General features: G+C 37.4%; 19 protein-coding genes. 13 read left to right on the forward strand and 6 right to left on the reverse strand.

Annotated features, from left to right (window positions below; all coding sequences use genetic code 11):
* Window positions 1-3: 3 nt before the first annotated feature.
* From ACESOD_RS00165 to xerS, 13 genes are all read left to right on the forward strand, one after another.
* Window positions 4-1,182 carry a hypothetical protein gene (locus tag ACESOD_RS00165; protein WP_373093291.1) on the forward strand — a complete coding sequence of 393 codons (1,179 nt, stop codon included), beginning with the start codon at window positions 4-6 and terminating at the stop codon, window positions 1,180-1,182.
* A 127-nt stretch (window positions 1,183-1,309) separates the two neighbouring features.
* Window positions 1,310-1,807: a YkgJ family cysteine cluster protein gene (locus ACESOD_RS00170; protein WP_373093293.1), complete on the forward strand. Its 498-nt coding sequence runs from the start codon at window positions 1,310-1,312 to the stop codon at window positions 1,805-1,807.
* Window positions 1,808-2,014: 207 nt separating this feature from the next.
* Complete coding sequence (locus ACESOD_RS00175) at window positions 2,015-3,883, forward strand: LPXTG cell wall anchor domain-containing protein (protein ID WP_373093294.1); 1,869 nt, start codon at window positions 2,015-2,017, stop codon at window positions 3,881-3,883.
* Window positions 3,884-4,156: 273 nt separating this feature from the next.
* The gene (locus ACESOD_RS00180; protein ID WP_373093296.1) at window positions 4,157-5,200 is read left to right on the forward strand and encodes a glycosyltransferase; all 1,044 of its coding nucleotides are present in this window, start codon (window positions 4,157-4,159) and stop codon (window positions 5,198-5,200) included.
* Window positions 5,197-6,108, forward strand: coding sequence for a phosphodiester glycosidase family protein (locus ACESOD_RS00185; protein WP_373093298.1), 912 nt, complete (start codon window positions 5,197-5,199; stop codon window positions 6,106-6,108). Before ACESOD_RS00180 ends, ACESOD_RS00185 begins: the two co-directional genes overlap by 4 nt.
* A complete protein-coding gene (locus ACESOD_RS00190; RefSeq protein ID WP_373093299.1) occupies window positions 6,089-6,535 on the forward strand; it encodes a hypothetical protein in 447 nt (148 codons plus the stop codon). The genes ACESOD_RS00185 and ACESOD_RS00190 overlap by 20 nt, the downstream gene beginning before the upstream one ends.
* A 214-nt stretch (window positions 6,536-6,749) precedes the next feature.
* Window positions 6,750-8,762 carry a glucosaminidase domain-containing protein gene (locus tag ACESOD_RS00195; protein ID WP_373093301.1) on the forward strand — a complete coding sequence of 671 codons (2,013 nt, stop codon included), beginning with the start codon at window positions 6,750-6,752 and terminating at the stop codon, window positions 8,760-8,762.
* A gap of 76 nt (window positions 8,763-8,838) precedes the next feature.
* Window positions 8,839-9,171, forward strand: a complete 333-nt coding sequence (gene imm40 / locus ACESOD_RS00200) for an Imm40 family immunity protein (RefSeq protein ID WP_373093303.1) — start codon at window positions 8,839-8,841, stop codon at window positions 9,169-9,171.
* Between the two features lie 168 nt (window positions 9,172-9,339).
* The gene (ylqF, locus tag ACESOD_RS00205; RefSeq protein ID WP_320692420.1) at window positions 9,340-10,191 is read left to right on the forward strand and encodes a ribosome biogenesis GTPase YlqF; all 852 of its coding nucleotides are present in this window, start codon (window positions 9,340-9,342) and stop codon (window positions 10,189-10,191) included.
* Window positions 10,178-10,957, forward strand: a complete 780-nt coding sequence (locus tag ACESOD_RS00210; protein ID WP_373093305.1) for a ribonuclease HII — start codon at window positions 10,178-10,180, stop codon at window positions 10,955-10,957. Before ylqF ends, ACESOD_RS00210 begins: the two co-directional genes overlap by 14 nt.
* Before the next feature lie 15 nt (window positions 10,958-10,972).
* A complete protein-coding gene (locus ACESOD_RS00215; protein WP_373093307.1) occupies window positions 10,973-12,523 on the forward strand; it encodes a ClC family H(+)/Cl(-) exchange transporter in 1,551 nt (516 codons plus the stop codon).
* 122 nt (window positions 12,524-12,645) lie between these two features.
* Complete coding sequence (locus tag ACESOD_RS00220) at window positions 12,646-13,389, forward strand: CPBP family intramembrane glutamic endopeptidase (RefSeq protein WP_373093309.1); 744 nt, start codon at window positions 12,646-12,648, stop codon at window positions 13,387-13,389.
* Window positions 13,390-13,735: 346 nt separating this feature from the next.
* Window positions 13,736-14,806 (forward strand): tyrosine recombinase XerS, encoded by a 1,071-nt coding sequence (xerS, locus tag ACESOD_RS00225; RefSeq protein WP_373093311.1) that lies wholly within the window; start codon window positions 13,736-13,738, stop codon window positions 14,804-14,806.
* 85 nt (window positions 14,807-14,891) lie between these two features.
* Here the strand turns inward: xerS and ACESOD_RS00230 are convergent, their stop codons facing one another.
* From ACESOD_RS00230 to ACESOD_RS00255, 6 genes are all read right to left on the reverse strand, one after another.
* Window positions 14,892-15,533, reverse strand: coding sequence for a hypothetical protein (locus ACESOD_RS00230; protein ID WP_373093312.1), 642 nt, complete (start codon window positions 15,531-15,533; stop codon window positions 14,892-14,894).
* A gap of 109 nt (window positions 15,534-15,642) precedes the next feature.
* Window positions 15,643-16,632, reverse strand: a complete 990-nt coding sequence (locus ACESOD_RS00235; RefSeq protein WP_373093313.1) for a lipoate--protein ligase — start codon at window positions 16,630-16,632, stop codon at window positions 15,643-15,645.
* 58 nt (window positions 16,633-16,690) lie between these two features.
* Window positions 16,691-18,394 carry a dihydrolipoyl dehydrogenase gene (gene lpdA / locus ACESOD_RS00240; protein ID WP_373093314.1) on the reverse strand — a complete coding sequence of 568 codons (1,704 nt, stop codon included), beginning with the start codon at window positions 18,392-18,394 and terminating at the stop codon, window positions 16,691-16,693.
* Between the two features lie 39 nt (window positions 18,395-18,433).
* The gene (locus ACESOD_RS00245) at window positions 18,434-19,477 is read right to left on the reverse strand and encodes a dihydrolipoamide acetyltransferase (RefSeq protein ID WP_373093316.1); all 1,044 of its coding nucleotides are present in this window, start codon (window positions 19,475-19,477) and stop codon (window positions 18,434-18,436) included.
* A 215-nt stretch (window positions 19,478-19,692) separates the two neighbouring features.
* On the reverse strand, window positions 19,693-20,685 hold the full coding sequence (locus ACESOD_RS00250; protein WP_006152177.1) for an alpha-ketoacid dehydrogenase subunit beta: 993 nt from the start codon (window positions 20,683-20,685) through the stop codon (window positions 19,693-19,695).
* A 17-nt stretch (window positions 20,686-20,702) separates the two neighbouring features.
* Window positions 20,703-21,671, reverse strand: coding sequence for a thiamine pyrophosphate-dependent dehydrogenase E1 component subunit alpha (locus tag ACESOD_RS00255; protein WP_070460439.1), 969 nt, complete (start codon window positions 21,669-21,671; stop codon window positions 20,703-20,705).
* Between the last annotated feature and the right edge of the window lie 168 nt (window positions 21,672-21,839).

Consider the following 21,839-nt stretch of genomic DNA (forward strand, 5'->3'; position numbering starts at 1 on the left):
ATCATGTCCATTCCTGTTAGAAAAAACTTATATGATGCAGTTTTAGAGGCATCTAAAGCCGATACTTGGGAACAAGCTACCAAAGAGTGGAGTGAAGTTTCCTTGATTTTTAATGGAATCGGTCGAAGCAATTGTGTTTGCGGTAATGCTATTAAGTATGCTTATGAACTTTTTAACGGCGTTACTGGCAAACGACTTTTTCCCATTGGGAGTGACTGTGTGCGTCATTTCCAAAGAATTAGCCTAGATCAACAGCTAGAAGAGGAGGAAAAACTTCTCAGAAAGCTTGAAAATCTAACCAGAAAGGCCCAGAAAAAAGAAGTCATTCGAGTTAATAAAACGGATTTTGATGAGCGACTAATCAACTGGCTATGGGAAAAGGGAGCTTTTAAGTCAAATCGAGGTAATCAATTTTCACCAGAAAAGGATTATCAACTCTTTTTGGAAGTTTTTCAAGGTGGAAGTTGGAGTAGGGCAGAGCCTTTGAAGAAAGCTCGTATGGAGGAAGTTCTTGAAAAATTTATCAAACCCTTTCTACTTGGAAAATCTGACGATCAGCTCTATCTTGTTAAACTAGGAAAAGAAAAAATTGACTATGAGCAGGAACTTCGCATCAAAGCTGAAAAGGAGCGAAAGAAGCGAGACAAGATTGCTAAACAATATGCGGATAACCTGGTTCTAGCAATGGGACCAGCTGAACGTGCCTATCAGGATTACTTTGGACTGAGCGAAACACTGACACTAGAAGAGCGCCAGTGGGAAAAAATTCTCTTTGGAAAAAATCGTGCAGAACGTTCTATAAAATCAAAACAGTACCAAAGAGAACTTGCAAAGGATCAACGCATTGCTAGTCAAGATCCTCTTGAAAGAAAACAAAAGCAAGTCTGGTTGCTTAACTCGTATTTTAAGGATATACCCGAAGAAAAAGCTCGCTTTTCCCGACTTCTAATCATGTATCGAAAAACTGGAGAAATTCCATTTTCAACTGACTATCTCTCTAACACTTTGTTTGACTTTTTCTACAAAATGAAGGCTTTTGAATTTGAAATAGCACCTGATCAGGTACGTGATTTTCTAAAGGAATGTTTAGATGCGGAGAATCTATCGTCCGCACAAAAATCTTGGATAGAAGGCATTTTAACCAACTGCATCAAACCCTTTTTAGAAAGAATGATAGTATAGCGGTAGTTTTCGTCCTGCATGGAGAAACTCATTATTGTTAAAATTATGTCTCAGAACTATTTTACATAATTTTATTTATGTATAAACCAAAAATATTTGTATCAACATTAAAAATTAGAAAGAAACTATGTCAAAAGAAATCGATATCGAATATTATCACCAACTAGCCTTGCAAAAACAAAAAGAGCATCGTAAGTTTTTAGGAAATCTAAAGAAGAAAGCTCCTAAAAATTTAGATAAAATTGCGCTTGAAATCCATCAAGAAGTTTTTAATGAAATTGATTGTACAGCCTGCGCTAACTGCTGCAAGAGTCTTGGTCCAGACTTCAAAGAAGCAGATATCACACGTATTGCAAAGTACTTTAAAATGAAATTGCCAGCCTTTGAAGCTGAGTTTTTGCAGGTAGACGAGGATGGAGATAAGGTCTTCAAATCGATGCCCTGTCCATTTTTAGGTGGCGATAATCTCTGTTCCATCTACGATGTTCGTCCCAAAGCCTGTCGTGAATTTCCACATACTGACCGTAAGAAGATTTACCAAATCAATAATCTTACTATTAAAAATACTCTAACCTGCCCCGCAGCCTATCTCTTTGTTGAAAAGTTAAGAGGAAAAACCGAATAAAAAAGTCTTTATTCGGTTTTTTCTGTACTTTATGATGCAATATTGAACAATCTTTCTCCTTTTTTAAAAAAATATGTAACTTTCCTAAATTTATTAGATAAATGTTTGCAAATTAAGCGTTTACATTGTATACTATATGTGAAAATATTATCAAACTATCGGATTTTGCTTATGCATTATCCCCTTTCATATAAGGAGAAAAAGTGTATGAAAAAACTCACTAAATTTGGCATTATCACAATGTCTGTTTTTGCTCTAAACTTGGTTTCACAGTCAGTAGTTCAAGCTGATGAAACTAATAGCGAACCAGCAAAAGCTTCAGTGATACTAGGCGTTACTAATTCAACTGATGCTGAGAACATGTCTTTAGGAGATAATAGGGTTGAAGCGGACACTACTAGTGATACTTCACCAAAATCAGACGCAGAGGATGCCAATACTTCCTCAACTAAAGCTGAAGAAATCTCAACTAATAGCGAAGCTACAACTGGCGGGAAAGAAGATTCAACCTGCTCTCCTGGGACTTCAACAGGCTCAGCCCCAGGCGCTAGTTGCGAACCAGATGGTAGCAATATCATTGATGAAGGCGGTTACGTCAATGTTGAAGGACTTCCAGCACATTTTAGTGAAGATGGTAAAAGTGTAGTCTACAATTACACTGTAGCCTTCAAAGGAATGCACTCAAGTGATGAAGGTCAAACTGTTCGTGACATTCGTGTCCGCATACCAGAAATAGCTGGTTCTAAAGTTGATTTTACTTTGATCGGAACACGTGATGCCAATGGAAATCCTGTAGATGTCAATGTTCCAATGAAAGAGCTTTCGTACAATGAATATGCTGAGTCTACTGATGGAGAGGCGATTGTTCCAACTGCTGAGGAACTAGCGGCTGGTAAGAAACCTTCCGTTGTTAATATGTCCGTTGATAATATGAAAGATTATGAAAATTATGATCCAGGCTATTATGAATTTTATAATGATAGAGTTAGTAAATATGCTGTTAGTTCAAAAACATTTAGATCAACAGCTCTTCGAGTATCTGTGACCGTACCCTTGGAGGAAGCTAAGAAGATCAAGTACTTACCAATCGACGTGAGATTTGCTTGGAAATGTTCTCAAGAAGGTGGGATTGGTTCATATGAAGAAGGTTGCCAAAGGCTAGAAGAGTTTCATCAAATTCAACCATATTATCAAGACAGCAATGGGAAATTGACTTATGGTGCCCTAGCTAATCCAAGTTTAGTAGATGATACTTATGTTCAGAATGACCATCTAATTAGGTCAGTTTCAAACAAAAATACTCATATCACACCAAATAACGGTGACTGGAAAACTATTCCACATGATGTTAATATTAATCCTGAGACCTTCTTTAATTATGTCAAAATTTTTCATTTGAAATACGGTCCTGTTAAATACTATGCTTCAGAATTTGAAGATATGGCTGACCAGGATGTTTCTACGCTTCACTATGGAGATGTAGTGGTGGATTATGTTATCAAAGGAACAAATCAATCTATCAAGGAAACATATAAAGACACACCATTAACTTCTATTTATGGATCTGATGGAAATCTTGTGACCTATAATGCTGCTGAAAATGCAGATGAGCGTCCGTCTTCTATCACTGTAGATGGTAAAAAATACAATCTAGTTGGTGTTTCTTCAACATCTGCACCTGAAACAGGTCAGTTAAAAGAAGGTACAACTCATGTTATCTATGAGTATGAGAAAGAACCAGCTCCAAAACCAACACCAGATCCAAAACCAACTCCAAATCCAAAACCAACACCAGCTCCAAAACCAACTCCAAATCCAGAGCCAACTCCGGATCCAAAACCAACACCAGCTCCAAAACCAACTCCAGAGCCAACTCCAAAACCAAATCCAGAACCAGCTCCAAAACCTATTCAACAAGAAAAAGTTCAATCTTTGGAGCAAAAATCAGCTCATGAAAAAGCTCAGTTACCAAATACAGGAACTTCTGAGTCACCATCAGCTATGAATCTTCTTGCTATTTTAGCTGGAATCTTTGGTATTTCACTTTTCAAAAAAAGTAAAAAATCAGAGAGCTAAGTAGATAGTTTTATAAAAAGCCATCCAAATTGGAGGGCTTTTTAGTGTAGTCTCCAATATTTCTATAGTTAGAGTCTGTACCAAACAGATTTTATTTTTTTGGAATTTGTATATTTATTTTTATCTGAAAATTCAAACCATATTTCTTATAATTGATAAGTCTTTTCTTTAAGCTTAAAGTTTTTTAAACCTAATCTTAAAGAAAACTGATATAAGGTATTTTTAAGCGATGTTCTGTATAGTTATACCATCATCAAAGAAAGAGGTATCGATATGAACTACATAGTCATTCCAGCTTATCAACCAGATAATAAACTTATCAAACTCATCGAAAAAATTCACGAAAAGAGTGATTTTCATATCTTAGTCATAGACGACGGCAGTTCATCAGAGTGCCAAAAAATCTTTGACAAAGCAGAACAATATGCAACTGTCATCCGTCACCAAGTGAACCAAGGTAAAGGGCAGGCTCTAAAAACAGCCTTTACTTATATCCAAGAACAAAACATTTATGGTACGGTTGTCACAGCAGATGCGGATGGACAGCACAAGGTATGGGATATTTTCCGCACGGCTAATAAAGCTTCCGAAAATCCAAACAAGCTAATCTTGGGTGTACGTGCCTTTTCTGGAAAAGTTCCCCTTCGTAGCCGTTTTGGTAACAGCTTAACCAAAGCTCTCTTTAAGCTTCAAACAGGAGTAGGAGTAACAGATACGCAGACAGGTCTTCGTGCTTTTACTACAAACTTGATACCGTTTATGCTTAAGATTGAAGGCCAACGTTACGAATATGAAATGAATATGTTGCTCGAAGCAACGAAAGAATACGAGATTTTAGAAGTTCCTATTGAAACTGTCTATATTAATGACAATGAGGCTTCACACTTCCGCCCAATCCAAGACGGACTCATGATTTATAAAAATATCTTTAAATTTGCCTTATCATCTCTCAGTAGCTTTGTTGTAGACTATGTCGTTTACGCCCTAGCAATTTTGATTTTGCCGACAGTTCCGACGAGTTTACGTATCTTTCTAGCAAACGGAGTCGCTCGTGTGACTAGCTCAATTTTTAACTATTCTACAAATAAAAAACTAGTCTTTAAAAATGACGATAGCCTTGTAAAAACAGGGATGGGATACTTTGGTCTAGCAGTTGGACTCTTTGTCTTAGACACGCTACTGATTCGTCTCTTCTTTACAGTCTTTGGAATCAACCTTCTGATTGCCAAAGTTATCGTCGGCATCCTTCTCTTCGCTGTCTCTTGGACAGTGCAGAAGAAATTCATCTTTAAGGAAAGGACATCAACTGTATTATGAAATTTTTAAAGAAACGCTATGCTTACGCCTCAGTTCTTGGCCTACTCTTGACAGGATCCTTTAGTTACTCAATGCTAAAGACCTTTGTCCTCGCTGAAACTATCTCGACAGTTGCCACAACTAGCACAAGTTCCAATGCTGCAGCAGCAAGTCAAGCTGCTAAGGCAGCTACTGTCACTGACTCTAGTTATAAAGATGACAATATTTCCGTCAATTTGTCTGAAACGACGGTCAAAAATACACAAGTCTACGTTGCTGATATTACTCTGAGCTCATCAGATTATCTGAAAACTGCCTTTGCTCAAAATGCTTATGGAACTAACGTAACTGCAAAAACCTCTGTAACCGCAGCTGACAACAATGCCATTTTAGCAGTAAACGGGGACTACTATGGTGCTAACTCTACAGGTTATGTTATCCGTAATGGCGTTGTCTATCGTGATACTGTTCGTGAAGATTCTAGTAATGGCGACTTAGCTATTTATAAAGACGGCTCTTTCAAGGTTATTTACGAAGATCAGATCTCAGCTGAACAACTAGTTAATGACGGTGTCGTCAATCTCTTGGCTTTTGGACCAGCCTTGGTCGAAAATGGTGAAATTGCAGTTGATACCAATACAGAAGTAGGACAAGCAATGGCTTCAAATCCTCGTACAGCTATTGGTATTATCGATGAAAACCACTATATCATCGTTGTTTCAGATGGACGTACATCAGAAAGTGAAGGACTCTCTCTTTATCAGCTAGCTGAGGTCATGAAATCTTATGGTGCAAAGACTGCCTACAATCTTGATGGCGGTGGATCATCTACACTTTATTTCAACGGTCAGGTTATCAATAAACCAACGACTGGTGGAAACAAAATTTCAGAAAGGGCGGTGAGTGACATTGTCTACATCGGTTACTAATCTTGGCAAAAAACGGTTTAAGAAAACAGTCATTTCTTACACACTAATCACTATTTTCTTCTTTGCATTTTCTAGAATTTATGAAGCTTTTAGTTTTGGAGAAACTTCTGTTCATATGCACTATTTATTTGTAGCACCTCTTGTAGGGGGGATTCCACTAGCAATCTTTCTCAAGGTTCTCCCTCATTTCTCTCGTATTAGTTTAAATCTATGGAATTCGGCAGTAGCGATTATTACAGCGGGTACACTTTTCCGAGGAATTGTCAATCTTTCAGGACGCTCTACAACCTTGGATACACCCTACTGGTATGTTGGGATTGGTTTTGCAATACTAGCGATCGTCACTATTTTCATCAATCCAAACCTTTGGAAGAATTCTACGAAAGCAACCAAAACAAATCGCAAAGAAGTCTATGGTCAGGCATAATGGTATAAAAAAGTAGTCGTTCAGCTGATGTTCGACTACTTTTTATTGACTTTTATTTCTAAAATATTTTAAAAATATTACAAGTTCTTTTCTTCTGAAAGATACTACTTTTATATTTAACAGAATATTGTATAATATAGTGGATAATTACTGTTTTTTACACAATATATAGAAACATCAAATCCCCTATTTAGGTATTTGCAAGGAGAAAAGAATGAAAAAAATATTGCTGGCAAGTACAGTTGCCCTCTCTATGGCAGGTTTTGCAAAAACGACCGTCTATGCCGAGGATTCTCAAGCTACCAATAATGTTCAATCATCAGAAAAGATTGCTACAAATACAGTCAGCAATGAAAAGAAAAATCAAAGCGAAGCTGAAAAAGCAACTTCTCAAACTCCAGAGACCAAAGAACAACCTTCAAAAGAAACAATAGTAGAAGTAGTTAACAAAGAAGGTTGGCAAAAAGAAAATAACCAATGGCGTTATTATGAGGATAATCAGCCAGTTTCGAATTGGAAAAAAATAGCTGGTGTTTGGTACTATTTTAATCAAGATGGTATCATGCTTAGTAATACTATCTTTAATGATTACCTATTGAATAATAGCGGTGCTTTGACAGAATCTTCTTGGGTAAAAATTGACAACCAGTGGTATTATTCCACTGAGGACGGGAAAGTTACTCGTAATAATTGGAAAAAGATAGCTGGTGTTTGGTATCGATTCGATGAAAATGGTATCATGATCAGTAATGCTGTTTACGATGACTATCTATTCAAATCAAGTGGAGCCTTAGCTGAAAATAGTTGGGTCAAAATTGCTGATAAATGGTATTATGGGAATCAAGAAGGTAAAATCAATCGTGACAAGTGGGCAAAGATTGATGGCCTATGGTATCGATTTGATGAATCTGGTGTCATGCTAAGTGCTACTATTTATAAAGACCATCTTCTCAAGACTAGTGGAGCTATGGCAGAAAATGCCTGGGCAAAACTCGAAGATAAGTGGTATTATGCTACAGCATCAGGAAAAATTATTCGCGATAAGTGGGAGAAAATTAGCGGTTCATGGTACTATTTTAATAAAGACGGTGTCATGTTAAGTAGCCAATGGAAAGAGAAATACTATCTAAAAGATAGTGGGGCCATGGCTAAAAGCGAATGGAATTTCGATGAAAAATACAAGAGTTGGTTCTACCTCAAGTCGGACGGTACCTATGCTGAAAATCAATGGGTAGGTTCTTACTATCTCAAATCTTTTGGTTATATGGCCAAAAATGAATGGATTTTCGATAAGGACTACAACGCTTGGTATTATCTAAAAGAAGATGGAGTCTATGTAACTGGTAACTTCACCATTAATGGAAAAGACTATACTTTCCAAAGCAACGGAAAATGGATTTCTGATACAGCGGCATACTATAAAGTAAAACCTATTACAGCAAATGTATATAGTGCTTCTGGTGAGAAACTTAGCTATATTTCGCAAGGAAGTATTGTAGCGATTGATGGAGCTGAAGCCAAAGACGGTCGACTTCCGGTCAAAATTTCTGGCCTTTCAGGATATATGAACAAGAGTGATCTAGTAGCAGTCAGCTCAGATAGTGACTTCATTCCTCACTATGCCACTGACGGTAATTATCTTTACCATGAGTTATCACCTTACGCAAGTATTCGTGTAGCACCTCATAGTTCATCAATGGCAATTGGTAAAAAATACTATTCAGCTGATGGCAAGAACTTTGAGAACTTTACAGTTGAAAATCCTTTCTTATTTAGAGATTTAAGAAAACCAACCAATTACACAGCTGAAGAATTAGATAAAGTCTATTCTCTTATGAATATCAAAGGAAGTCGTCTGGCAGGTAAGGGAGCAATCTTTAAAGAAGCTGAAGAACGTTATCAGATCAACGCTCTCTATCTAATTGCCCATAGTGCCATAGAAAGTTCATGGGGACGTAGCCAAATTGCTAAAGATAAAAACAACTTCTTTGGTATCGCTGCTTATGATACAACACCATATGATTCAGCAAAAAGCTTTGACGATGTTGATAAGGGTATCTTAGGTGCAGCCAAGTGGATCCGCGAAAATTACATCGATAATGGCAGAACATACCTTGGAAATAAAGCGTCAGGGATGAATGTTCTTTATGCATCGGATCCATACTGGGGAGAAAAAATTGCAAGTATCATGATGAGAATCAACAGTCAGCTAGGTGAAAAAGATTAAAAATCATTAAAATCGATAACGACTGCAAAGTGGTTATCGATTTTGCTTATCAAGAGAAACTTGAGAAATGAACTTTATGAAGCAGAATTTTGAACATATACATACAAGAGGGATAAATTTAAATCACATAGGGATCAACGCATACGCTTATGATTATTTAGTAATCCCAGACTTACTTGATAATCTCAAAGCCAATAATCAAATTATACTAGGTGGAGATGTTTTTTGCTACAAGAATGGCCAATTGAAACATACTTATGATCATTGGTATTACGAGAAACAAGATCCAACCATTGATAGCAGTAAATCCATTATTCAAACAGAAAAATATATCAGCAACTATGTTAAAGATCATGGTGAACACTATTATTTTTCAATTATTTTAGACAATGAGGAATTTAATTTGTGACTGATTGACTTAGAAAACATTTTACAATCGGCATTGAATCAAGCGTCAAATATGAGAAATCATGTTATAATAAAAGATAGTGATTTATTTTTAGAAAAAGGATATCTATTTATTTTTTAAATATGAAAAAATAGATACAAATCCAATAAAAGAAAGGAATTTTACAGAATGGCAACTATTCAATGGTTTCCTGGACATATGTCCAAGGCGCGTCGTCAGGTCCAGGAAAATTTAAAATTTGTTGATTTTGTGACAGTTTTAGTAGATGCACGTTTGCCCTTGTCTAGCCAAAATCCAATGCTGACTAAAATCATTGGGGACAAACCAAGGCTATTGATTCTAAACAAGGCAGACCTAGCGGACCCAGTATTAACAAAAGAATGGCGTCAGCACTTTGAATCACAAGGCATTCAGACACTTGCTATCAACTCTAAAGAGCAAATTACAGTTAAAGTCGTAACAGACGCTGCTAAGAAACTCATGGCAGATAAGATTGCTCGTCAAAGAGAACGTGGTATTCAAATTGAAACCTTACGCACCATGATTATTGGGATTCCAAACGCAGGAAAATCAACTCTGATGAACCGTTTGGCTGGTAAGAAAATTGCCGTAGTTGGGAACAAGCCTGGTGTGACAAAAGGTCAACAATGGCTCAAAACCAATAAAGATTTGGAAATATTGGATACTCCTGGTATTCTTTGGCCAAAATTCGAAGATGAAACGGTTGCCCTTAAACTCGCATTGACTGGAGCTATCAAAGACCAGTTGCTTCCGATGGATGAAGTGACTATTTTTGGACTCAATTACTTTAAAACTCATTATCCGGATAAACTTCAAGAACGTTTTAAACAAATGAATCTGGATGATGAAGCTCCAGAAATTATTATGGATATGACGCGTATCCTTGGTTTCCGTGATGATTACGATCGATTTTACAACCTCTTTGTCAAGGAAGTTCGTGATGGAAAACTTGGTAATTACACATTAGATACATTGGAAGACCTCAATGGCAACGATTAAAGAAATAAAAGAAGAATTAGCAAAGATAACTGAACTTGAAAGTCCCTTGTTCAAGGAATTTGAAAAAGATTCTCGTTTAGGTGTCCAAAAAGAAATTCAAAAGCGGAAAAAAGCCCTTCAATCTGACATTGATGAAAATCTCCGCTTAGAAGCCATGTTTAGCTATGAAAAAGAGCTTTACGAGAATGGAATAAGCTTCATTGCTGGAGTTGATGAAGTTGGTCGCGGTCCCTTAGCTGGCCCTGTTGTTGCTGCAGCAGTCATTCTGCCCAAAAATTGTAAAATAAAAGGCTTGAATGACAGTAAAAAGATTCCCAAGAAAAAACATGAAGAGATTTTTCAGGCTGTCAAAGAGAATGCCCTAGCAATCGGTATTGGGATTATGGACAATCATGTCATTGACCAAGTCAATATCTACGAAGCGACGAAACTAGCCATGAGGGAAGCTATTTATCAGCTTGAGCCTCAACCAGAGCACCTCTTGATTGATGCTATGCAGTTGGACTTGCCGATTTCTCAGACATCAATCATCAAAGGGGATGCGAACTCCTTATCTATTGCAGCAGCATCGATTATAGCTAAAGTTACCAGAGATAAGATCATGGCTAACTATGACGAAGAATTTCCAGGCTATGATTTTGCTCAAAATGCTGGCTATGGAACTGCTAAGCATCTAGAAGGAATTGAAAAGCACGGTGTCACACCTATTCATCGCACCAGTTTTGAACCGATTAAAACGATCGTTTCAGAAACTAGTAAAAAATAATTAAAGGAGAGAATTATGGAGGAACAATCGGAAATACTTAGTTCCAAGAAAGAATTTGCCTTCGCGTCCAGTACGATCTTAGCTCAAGTAGGGCGAGGTATTATTGTCGGATTAGTCGTAGGACTTATTGTAGGATCATTTCGATTTTTGATCGAAAAAGGCTTTCATATCGTTCAAGGACTATATCTAGACCAAGAAAATTTAATTCGGAATCTATTGATTATTTTATTGTTTTATATCCTCATTTGCTTACTTAGTGCCAAATTAACACGTTCAGAAAAAGATATCAAAGGTTCTGGTATTCCTCAAGTTGAAGCCGAGTTAAAAGGTCTCATGTCTCTCAACTGGTGGAGTGTCCTCTGGAAGAAATACATTCTAGGTATCTTGGCCATTGCGAGTGGGCTCATGCTCGGTCGTGAAGGTCCCAGTATTCAGCTAGGTGCCGCTGGAGGAAAAGGAATTGCCAAATGGCTCAAGTCTAGCCCTGTTGAGGAGCGTTCTTTGATTGCTAGCGGAGCTGCGGCTGGACTTGCTGCAGCCTTTAATGCACCGATTGCGGGGTTATTATTTGTAGTAGAAGAAGTCTATCACCATTTTTCACGATTCTTCTGGGTTTCTACCTTGGCTGCTAGTCTAGTAGCAAACTTTGTTTCCCTTCTCATCTTTGGCTTAACACCTGTACTTGATATGCCTGATAATATTCCTCAAATGAGTCTTAGTCAATATTGGATTTATCTGGTTATGGGGATTTTTCTTGGAGTTTCTGGATATCTATATGAGAAAGCCGTTCTGAATGTCGGAAAAGTATATGATTGGATTGGTCAAAAGATTCATCTGGATAAGGCCTATTATCCTATTCTAGCCTTTCTTCTTATCATTCCAGTAGGAATATTCCTACCTCAAATACTTGGTGGGGGAAATCAGGTTGTCTTATCCTTAACAGAACAGGATTTTAGCTTCCAAATTCTCTTAATTTACTTCATCATTCGCTTTATCTGGAGCATGATCAGTTATGGAAGTGGACTACCAGGTGGTATTTTCTTACCAATTTTAGCTTTAGGATCCTTACTTGGTGCTCTAGTCGGTGTTATTTGTGTCAATCTTGGCCTTGTTAGCCAACAGCAATTTCCTATCTTTGTGATTCTTGGAATGAGCGGGTATTTTGGGGCTATCTCAAAAGCACCTTTGACAGCTATGATTCTTGTGACTGAGATGGTCGGAGATATCCGAAATCTAATGCCTTTAGGGATGGTCACCCTAGTTGCTTATATTGTTATGGATCTGCTCAAAGGGGCGCCCGTCTATGAAGCCATGCTAGAAAAAATGTTACCTGAAACAGCAACTAATGATGGAGAAATTACCCTAATTGAAATTCCAGTATCAGACAAAATAGCTGGTAAGCAAGTACATGAACTCAATTTACCACACAACGTACTCATCACAACCCAAGTACATAATGGTAAAAGTAAGACAGTTAATGGATCTACAAGAATGTATCTAGGTGATATGATTCATCTCGTAATTCCAAAAAGTGAAATTGGAAAAGTGAAAGATTTACTACTATAAATACATAATTTAAGTTATGTAAATTCAGGAACGAAAAGATTGGGAAATATTTTTATTACATAATTTTGTTTATGTACAAAATGTAACTCTTAGACTGTTTTTTATAACCAAAGGGAGATGCTATGAGTAGAAATAAAGCTCTTGCAGTTTATTTACTTGGAACTTTTAGTCAATTATTATTAGTTTGTTTAGTTGTATTTTTCTGCAATCATTATGGCGTTCATTCTGTTCTAGTAAATGTTTTCGGAGTAATGATTGGTGGAATCTCTACAGCCTTATGGGGTAGCATTGTTGCCATTTGCTATTATGAGATTGACTTAAAGAAAATAATAAAAGATTTTTTTAACATTCAGACCAGTTACAAACATTATTTATTAGCATTTTTTCTTATTATTCTTGATTTCTCTTTTCTATTTTTTTGGGGGGAAATCGTACAATTTATCTGGTATCTTCCTTTTCTGATGTTTTTCAAGTTTATTGTATTTGGCGGTTTGGAGGAAATTGGTTGGAGATATGTATTTCAGCCACTTTTACAAGAAAAGTTCCACTATTTTCAAGCGACAATTTTAACATTTATCATATGGTCAATTTGGCATTTATTGTTCTTTTATATAGATGGTTCTCTAGCCATCCTTCAAATAGTACCTTTTTTATTTGGGTTGCTGACAAATTCGTTTATTCTTTCAGCTCTTTATTTAAAAACAAAAAATCTCTGGATTTGTGTGATGACACATTCAATGATTAATGTATTTTCTCAATTGACTATGAGTGACGACCATTACGGAATGTATCTAATCAGAATTATTGTTATTGTTGCATCGTGTTATCTAGTAATGTCTAGCAAAGCTAAGTATAAAACTTATTAAATAGTATTTTGAATAATTTTGAACATTTAATAGAGAGTTAAAAATCCAAATCAGTTTGTTGATTTGGATTTTATTGATTTTAGAGAAAATTATAAGTTTATGTAAAAGTTATTTAAACATTGATAGAAAAACTAAAAGTTAATGTACATTTGAACAATTTTTAGTTTTCACTTAAATAAAGTACATAATTAAGAATGGTTAGCTCTAAAAAAATTTTTGGTTACTTTTAATTTTTAAATCCATTCCTATATAGCCCCTATAATATCTTTCCGAAAAACTATAATTTTCTTGAAAAATATATCTAGATATGCTATACTACTAGTATAGAAAGATTTGGAGAAAAAACATGAAACGCGAGATCTTATTAGAACGGATTGATAAACTTAAACAAGTCATGCCCTGGTATGTTTTGGAATATTATCAATCAAAACTAGCTGTTCCATACAGTTTTACGACCTTGTACGAATACTTAAAGGAATACGATCGATTTTTCAGCTGGGTTTTAGAATCTGGTATATCGAATGCTGACACCATGGCCGAGATCCCCTTAGACGTTCTGGAGCACATGACCAAGAAAGACATGGAATCCTTTATTCTTTACTTACGTGAACGTCCTTTACTCAATGCTAATACGACAAAGAATGGTGTCTCCCAAACAACTATTAACCGAACTTTATCAGCACTTTCTAGTCTTTATAAGTATTTGACTGAGGAAGTTGAAAACGATCAGGGGGAACCTTATTTCTATCGTAATGTAATGAAGAAAGTTTCAACAAAGAAAAAGAAAGAAACTTTGGCTGCTAGAGCTGAAAATATCAAACAAAAACTCTTTTTAGGTGATGAAACAGAGGGTTTTTTGAATTATATAGATGAGGAATACCCTAAAACTCTCTCAAATCGCGCCCTATCTTCTTTTAATAAGAATAAAGAGCGAGATTTAGCCATTATAGCACTCCTTCTCGCCTCTGGCGTCCGTCTCTCTGAGGCAGTCAACTTGGACCTTCGAGATCTCAACCTCAAAATGATGGTGATTGATGTAACTCGTAAGGGTGGAAAACGAGATTCGGTCAATGTTGCTGCCTTTGCGAAGCCTTATCTAGAACAATATCTTGCTATAAGAGACAAACGTTATAAGACAGAAAAGACTGATGCAGCTCTCTTTCTGACATTGTATCGAGGTGTTCCAAACCGGATTGATGCTTCAAGTGTTGAAAAAATGGTCGCCAAGTATTCAGAAGACTTCAAAGTCCGCGTAACACCCCATAAACTGCGTCATACACTAGCAACTCGTCTCTATGATGCGACCAAATCACAGGTTCTGGTCAGTCACCAGCTGGGACATGCTAGCACACAAGTTACCGACTTGTATACCCATATCGTTAATGACGAACAGAAAAACGCCTTGGATAGTTTATAATACACATAATATAGATTATGTAATGTTTTAGTGTTAGAAAAAGAGCGTAGGATTTTTTATCGAATCTTACGCTCTTTTATTATTTCTATAAAAATTCGATCCAATAATTACGGTGTGGCTCAATAATGACTGGTTTTCCCCAGAATGATTTTAGATAGGCCAAATTTGCAGGGGTGACAGGTCTTTTTTCACCATTGAACTTCTCTGCACTCTCTTCCGTTAGAAAGCATTTAACTGCTTCATATGGTGTACCATCGCCCGCTATTCGATCAATTCCTAAATAAGCAATTTCATCACCGGCTTTTTGAATATCTGTAAATAGTTTACCAATAAAATAAACCGTCTTATCTTTCATTAATTCGTAAGCCTTACTATTTTCCAGTCTGTTATTCGCTGCAGCGTACATAATACAAAAACTATCCACAATATCTTTCAAAGGCATTAATTCTTCTTTGCTGACTATAATTTCGTCGGGAGCAAGTCCACCAATGATTAAGCTTTTATAATGAGGTTGCTGGATGACATTATCTAATGCCATTCCTAATGGTAGTTGGACAGCTTGATAGCCCAATGGTTCTAACTCTTGTTTTTTCTGGTCAAGGTGTTCTTGTGTAATACTGATATTCAAATCATATGGACTTGAAGGTTGTTGCTTGCTAAAAAAAGCCACTACTATACGATCTAACTGTTCAAATAGACCAAGTTTTTCCACTAGAATTTTCATCATTGAATATAATCCCCTTTTTTGTTCAGATTTCCTCTTTATTCTACTCTCATTATTTTTGAATATCAAGTCCAAAATAAAAGATATCCATGTTAAATGGATATCTTTTACTTTATTCTACAACTGCCTCAGCAATTTCTTCTGCAGTAATTCCTGCGAAATAACGACCTAAGTTAATGGATTGAAGGGCTTTAAGAACATCTTCGCGTTCGTATTTAACACCACGAAGGACATCTTCTACAGCTGCTACATCTTCGATACCAAAGAAGTCACCATAAATCTTAATGTCTTGAATTTTTGACTCGATAACATTAGCAAAGATTTCAACTTTACCGCTTGGGAATTTAGTTCCACGACGGACGTTATACTCTGGTGATTTACCATAGTTCCAATCCCAAGTTCCAAACTTAGTTTCTTTGATACGATTGATTTCAGCCAATTCTTCATCTGAGAACACATATTCAGTCATCTCAGGGTATTCTTTTTTCATGTATTCCAAGAGTAAGTCACGGAATTCTTCAACAGTGATTTTTTCTGGCAATTCATCGATAATATTAGTTACACGAGCACGAACTGATTTAACACCTTTAGACTCAAATTTGTCCTTAGATACTTTAAGCGCGTTAGCAAGGACTGACAAATCCACGTCAAAGAGAAGACAACCATGGTGCATGATACGTCCGTTGATATAGGCTTGCGCATTTCCACAGAATTTCTTACCGTCGATTTCTAAGTCGTTACGGCCTGTAAATTCAGCTTTAACACCAAGTTCAGCCAAGGTATTGATAACCGGAGTAGAGAAGCTCTTGAAGTCAAAGGCCTTGTTTTCATCTTCTTTTGAAATGATGGTATAGTTAAGGTTGTTCAAATCATGGTAAACAGCTCCACCACCACTGATCCGACGGACTACTTCAATACCGTTTTCGCGTACATAGTCACGGTTAATTTCTTCGATGGTGTTTTGGTGACGACCTACAATGATAGATGGTTTGTTGATCCAAAGAAGAAAGATTTGATCTTCATCAAGAAGATACTTAAAAGCGTACTCCTCTAAAGCAATATTAAAGGCAGTGTCGTTTGAATGATTGATAATGTATTTCATAAGATACCTTCTAATACGATAGAGACTGGAAAATAATTCCAGTCTAGTCTATCTATTTTTATTTTTTCTTAGGTGAATGGATAGCCATTCCAAGAACATCAGCAAATGCTTCGTACATAACTTCAGAGTATGTTGGGTGTCCGTGGATTGTCTTAAGCATTTCTTCAACAGTGATTTCCATTTCGATGATACTTGACGCTTCATTGATCAACTCTGCAGCAGCAGGACCAATGATATGAACACCAAGGATTTCACCATATTTCTTGTCTGCAATGACTTTAACAAATCCTTGAGCTGCATCTGATGCAATTGCACGTCCGTTTGCGGCAAAGTTGAATTTACCGATTTGGACATCATATTTCTCACGAGCTTGTTCTTCAGTCAAACCAACTGCTGCTACTTCTGGAAGTGTGTAGATAGCTGCAGGAGTCAAGTTCAATTTGGCAACAGCGTGGTTTCCTTTAAGGGCATTTTCAGCAGCAACTTCACCCATACGGAAGGCAGCGTGAGCCAACATCTTAGTACCGTTGATATCACCTGGTGCATAAATACCAGGAACAGAAGTTTCCATGTACTCGTTAACCTTGATACGACCACGGTCTAACTCAAACTCAACTTCTCCGATACCTTCAAGGTCTGGAACACGACCGATTGAAAGAAGGGCTTTATTCGCGATGATATCATCTTTTCCTTCAACTTTGATACGGAGTTTGCCATCTTCTTCAATGATTTCTTGCAGTTTAGTTCCAGTCAAGATAGTCATACCTTTACGTTCAAGAATCAAGCGAAGGTTCTTAGATACTTCCGCATCCATTGCTGGGACAATGCGATCCATCATTTCGATAACCGTAACTTTTGAACCAAATGTCATGAAGGCTTGTCCGAGTTCGATACCGACAACTCCACCACCAATGATAACGAGGCTCTCTGGTACTTCGTTCATTTCAAGGATGTCATCACTAGTCATCACAAGAGATGATTCCATACCAGGAACGTTGATTTTGCTTACTTTTGAACCACCAGCAAGGATAATCTTCTTAGTTTCAAGCAATTCAGAACCATTTACCAAGACATTCTTATCTTTAGTAATAGTACCGATACCCTTATGCACATCAACTCCATAGCTTCGAAGAAGTCCTGCAACACCACCTACAAGGGTATTGACAACTTTAGATTTTGTTTCTAAAAGTTTGTCCATATCAACTGTAAAGTTAGGGTTTTCAATTACGATACCACGATTTGCTGCATGACCGATATTTTCAATGATTTCAGCGTTGTGAAGGTAAGTCTTAGTTGGGATACATCCACGGTTCAAACAAGTTCCACCAAGTTCAGATTTCTCAACAAGAGCAACTTTACCACCTAATTGTGCCGCTTTGATGGCAGATACATAACCAGCAGGTCCACCACCAATAACAACGATGTCATAAGCATCATCGCTCTTACCATCATCGTTTGAGGCACTTGCTGCATGTGCTGGGCTAGCTTCTGGTGCAGCTGCTCCAGCTGTTGGGATATTTTCCCCTTCTTCACCAAGATAACCGATAACTTCAGTAACAGGGACAGTCTCTCCGTCGCCTTTTAGAATAGCGATTAAGTATCCATCTTCTTCTGCTTCCAATTCCATGCTGACTTTGTCAGTCATGATTTCCAAAAGGATTTCTCCTTCTTTTACAAATTCTCCGACTTTTTTATTCCATTGGACGATTTGTCCTTCTGTCATATCCACGCCGGCTTTTGGCATAATTACTTCTAAGGCCATATCTTACTTCCTTTATCTATATTTCTAATAATAAATACTTTAAACCAACATTGAGATTGGGTTTTCAATCAAAGCTTTCAAGTCTTTCATAAACTTAGCACCAGCCATACCATCTACGACACGGTGGTCAATTGTTAAACCAAGACTCATAATTGGACGAATCACGATTTCACCATTAACAACAACTGGTTTCTCAATTGTTGAGCTAACCCCAAGGATTGCTGAGTTCGGTTGGTTAATGATTGGACCGAATGATTGAACACCAAACATTCCCAAGTTACTGATGGTGAAGGTTGAATTTTGCAATTCGCTAGGAGCTAGTTTACCATCCAAAGTACGTCCGATAACATCTTTGAAGGCAACTACCAACTCAGACAAACTCATTTTTTCAGCATTGTAGACAACTGGTGTCATCAATCCATTATCCATACCAACTGCCATCGCGAGGTTGACATAGTTGTGAGTGATAATTGTCTTACCATCTTCAGTTAATGAAGCGTTAATGTATGGGTGTTTCATAAGAGTTTTAACAACCGCAAGTGAAAGCAAGTCTGTAACAGTGATTTTCTTACCAGTTGCTTCCATGATTGGATCAAGAACTTTCTTACGAAGGGCAAGCATTTCAGACATATCGACATCGTAGTTAAGTGTAAAGGTTGGTGCAGTCAAGTAAGATTCAACCATACGTTGAGCAATAACCTTACGCATCGGTGTCATTGGAATACGCTCGATTTCCCCATAAGGAGTTACGTTTTCTGGGACTTCTTCCACTTTTTCGATTTGAGCAGGTGACTTGATTGTTTCGTTCTCGATATTTTCAGGAAGGAAGGCTAAAACATCCTTCTTCATGATTTTACCACGATGACCAGTTCCTTGAATTTCTTGCCATGCAATGTTATGTTCAAGGGCAATTCGTTTTGCAAGTGGCGAAATGCGAACCACGTTTGTGTCTTTATATGTTTCCACGTCTTCTTTGTGGACACGACCGTTTGCGCCTGAGCCAGAAATATCGTAGAGATTAATTCCTAAATCATCCGCTAATTTTCTAGCTGCAGGAGTCGCTCTTAGCTTATCATCAGCCATGACCTCTCCTATTCTATTTATGATGCAAAGGACGTTTAAAAGCGACCGAAAAATAGGAAATCAACGCAGACTTCGATGAAGTCAAGGAGATTTATCTTTTTTCCGAGCTTTTAGCCCGTGCTCTAATCTAAGATATCAAGGACGTAGAGAACTTTGCATCTATAGATACAAAGCTTCTCGTCTGATTAATTTGTTTACATAATTTATGTTATGTATTATTGTTTGTTGTGAGTTTTACGAATAGCATCTTTGATGCTTTCAACTGTTGGAATCATTGCATTTTCAAGATTTTGTGCGTAAGGCATCGGTACATCCTCACCTGCACAACGGCGAATAGGTGCATCTAAATAATCGAATGCTTCTGATTCTGAGATAATAGCTGAAATTTCACCGATAAAACCACTTGTCTTGTGGGCATCGTTGACAAGAACTACTTTTCCAGTCTTCTTAACTGAGTTAATGATGATGTCTTTATCAAGTGGAACCAAAGTACGTGGGTCTACTACTTCAACTGAAATCCCTTCTTCAGCCAATTCTTCAGCTGCTTGCATGACACGACGAAGCATTTTACCGTATGTTACTACTGTTACATCAGTTCCTTCGCGTTTGATTTCTCCGACACCAAGTGGGATAGTATAGTCTGGATCAACAGGAACTTCACCTTTTTGGTTAAATTCTGATTTGTATTCAAGAATGATAACAGGATTGTTGTCACGGATAGAAGACTTAAGAAGTCCCTTCATATCAGCTGGTGTACCTGGAGCTACAACCTTCAATCCTGGGATATGAGTAAACCAAGATTCCAATGATTGTGAGTGCTGAGCTGCAGAACCTACTCCGTTACCAGCGGCACAGCGGATTGTAATAGGCACTTGACCTTTACCACCAAACATGTAACGAGTTTTAGCTGCTTGGTTGACGATATTATCCATGGCAATAACAGAAAAGTCCATGAAAGTCATGTCAACGATTGGGCGAAGTCCAGTCATAGCAGCACCAGCAGCTGCTCCAGAAATCGCTGCTTCGGAAATCGGACAGTCACGTACACGTTCTGGTCCAAATTCTTCAAGCATACCTACAGATGTACCAAAGTCTCCACCGAAGACACCGACATCTTCACCCATCAAGAGTACATTTTCATCGCGACGCATTTCCTCAGACATTGCAAGGATAATGGTATCGCGGAAAGACATTAATTTAGTTTCCATATTTTCTCTACTTCTCCTTAGTCTGCGTATATATCTTCAAAAGCTGATTCTAGTGGAGGGAATGGACTCTCTTCAGCAAATTTAACAGATGCTTCCACTGCTTCCTTAACTTGTGCTTGAATTTCTTCAAGTTCTTCTGCACTAGCAATTTTATTCTCAACAAGGTACTTGCGAAGGTTTTCGATTGGGTCTTTTTCCTTCCACATATCGACTTCTTCACGTGTACGATATTTACCAGGGTCTGATGATGAGTGTCCAAGCCAACGGTAGGTCACACTTTCGATTAAGACAGGGCCTTTACCAGAACGAACATGGTCGACTGCTTTCTTAAATCCTTCGTAGACATCGATAACATTGTTACCGTCTTCGATAAACATTCCAGGAATACCGTAAGCAGCACTACGCTCATGGATATGCTTGACATTTGTCATTTTCTTAATATCAGCAGAGATTCCATAACCGTTATTGATACAGTAGAAAATTACCGGAAGATTCCAAATTGAAGCCATATTAACAGCTTCGTGGAAAACACCTTCGTTTGTTGCACCGTCACCAAAGAAGCAGACAACGATTTTACCAGTGTTTTTCATTTGTTGAGTAAGGGCTGCACCTACTGCAATCCCCATACCACCACCTACGATACCATTGGCACCAAGGTTACCAGCATCTAGGTCTGCGATATGCATAGATCCACCTTTACCTTTACAAGTTCCAGTGTATTTACCAAGAATTTCAGCCATCATCCCATTGAGGTCGATTCCTTTAGCAATGGCTTGCCCGTGACCACGGTGATTTGAGGTGATGAGGTCATCCTCGTTTAGAGCCAACATAGCCCCAACGTTAGCAGCTTCCTCACCAACAGAAAAGTGCGTCATTCCTGGCACTTTTCCTTTTTTTACTAATTGAGCAATTTTTAAGTCCATACGACGAATTTCTTCCATCTTACGGAACATCTCAAGCAAAAGATTTTTATCTAAAGTTGACATAATCTTGCCTTTCTAAGTTTAAATTCTTATAGTTCTATTTTACTGTATAGGTTAATTTGTGTCAAAAAATATGCCTGCAATTTTTCACAATATAAAAAAAGAAAAGTCAGTAAAATCAAGACTTTTCTTTATATAAAATACAAATTTCACAAGTTATTTTTTCATCAT

The organism is Streptococcus oralis (assembly GCF_964238205.1).
GTDB classification, from domain to species: Bacteria; Bacillota; Bacilli; order Lactobacillales; family Streptococcaceae; genus Streptococcus; species Streptococcus oralis_CZ.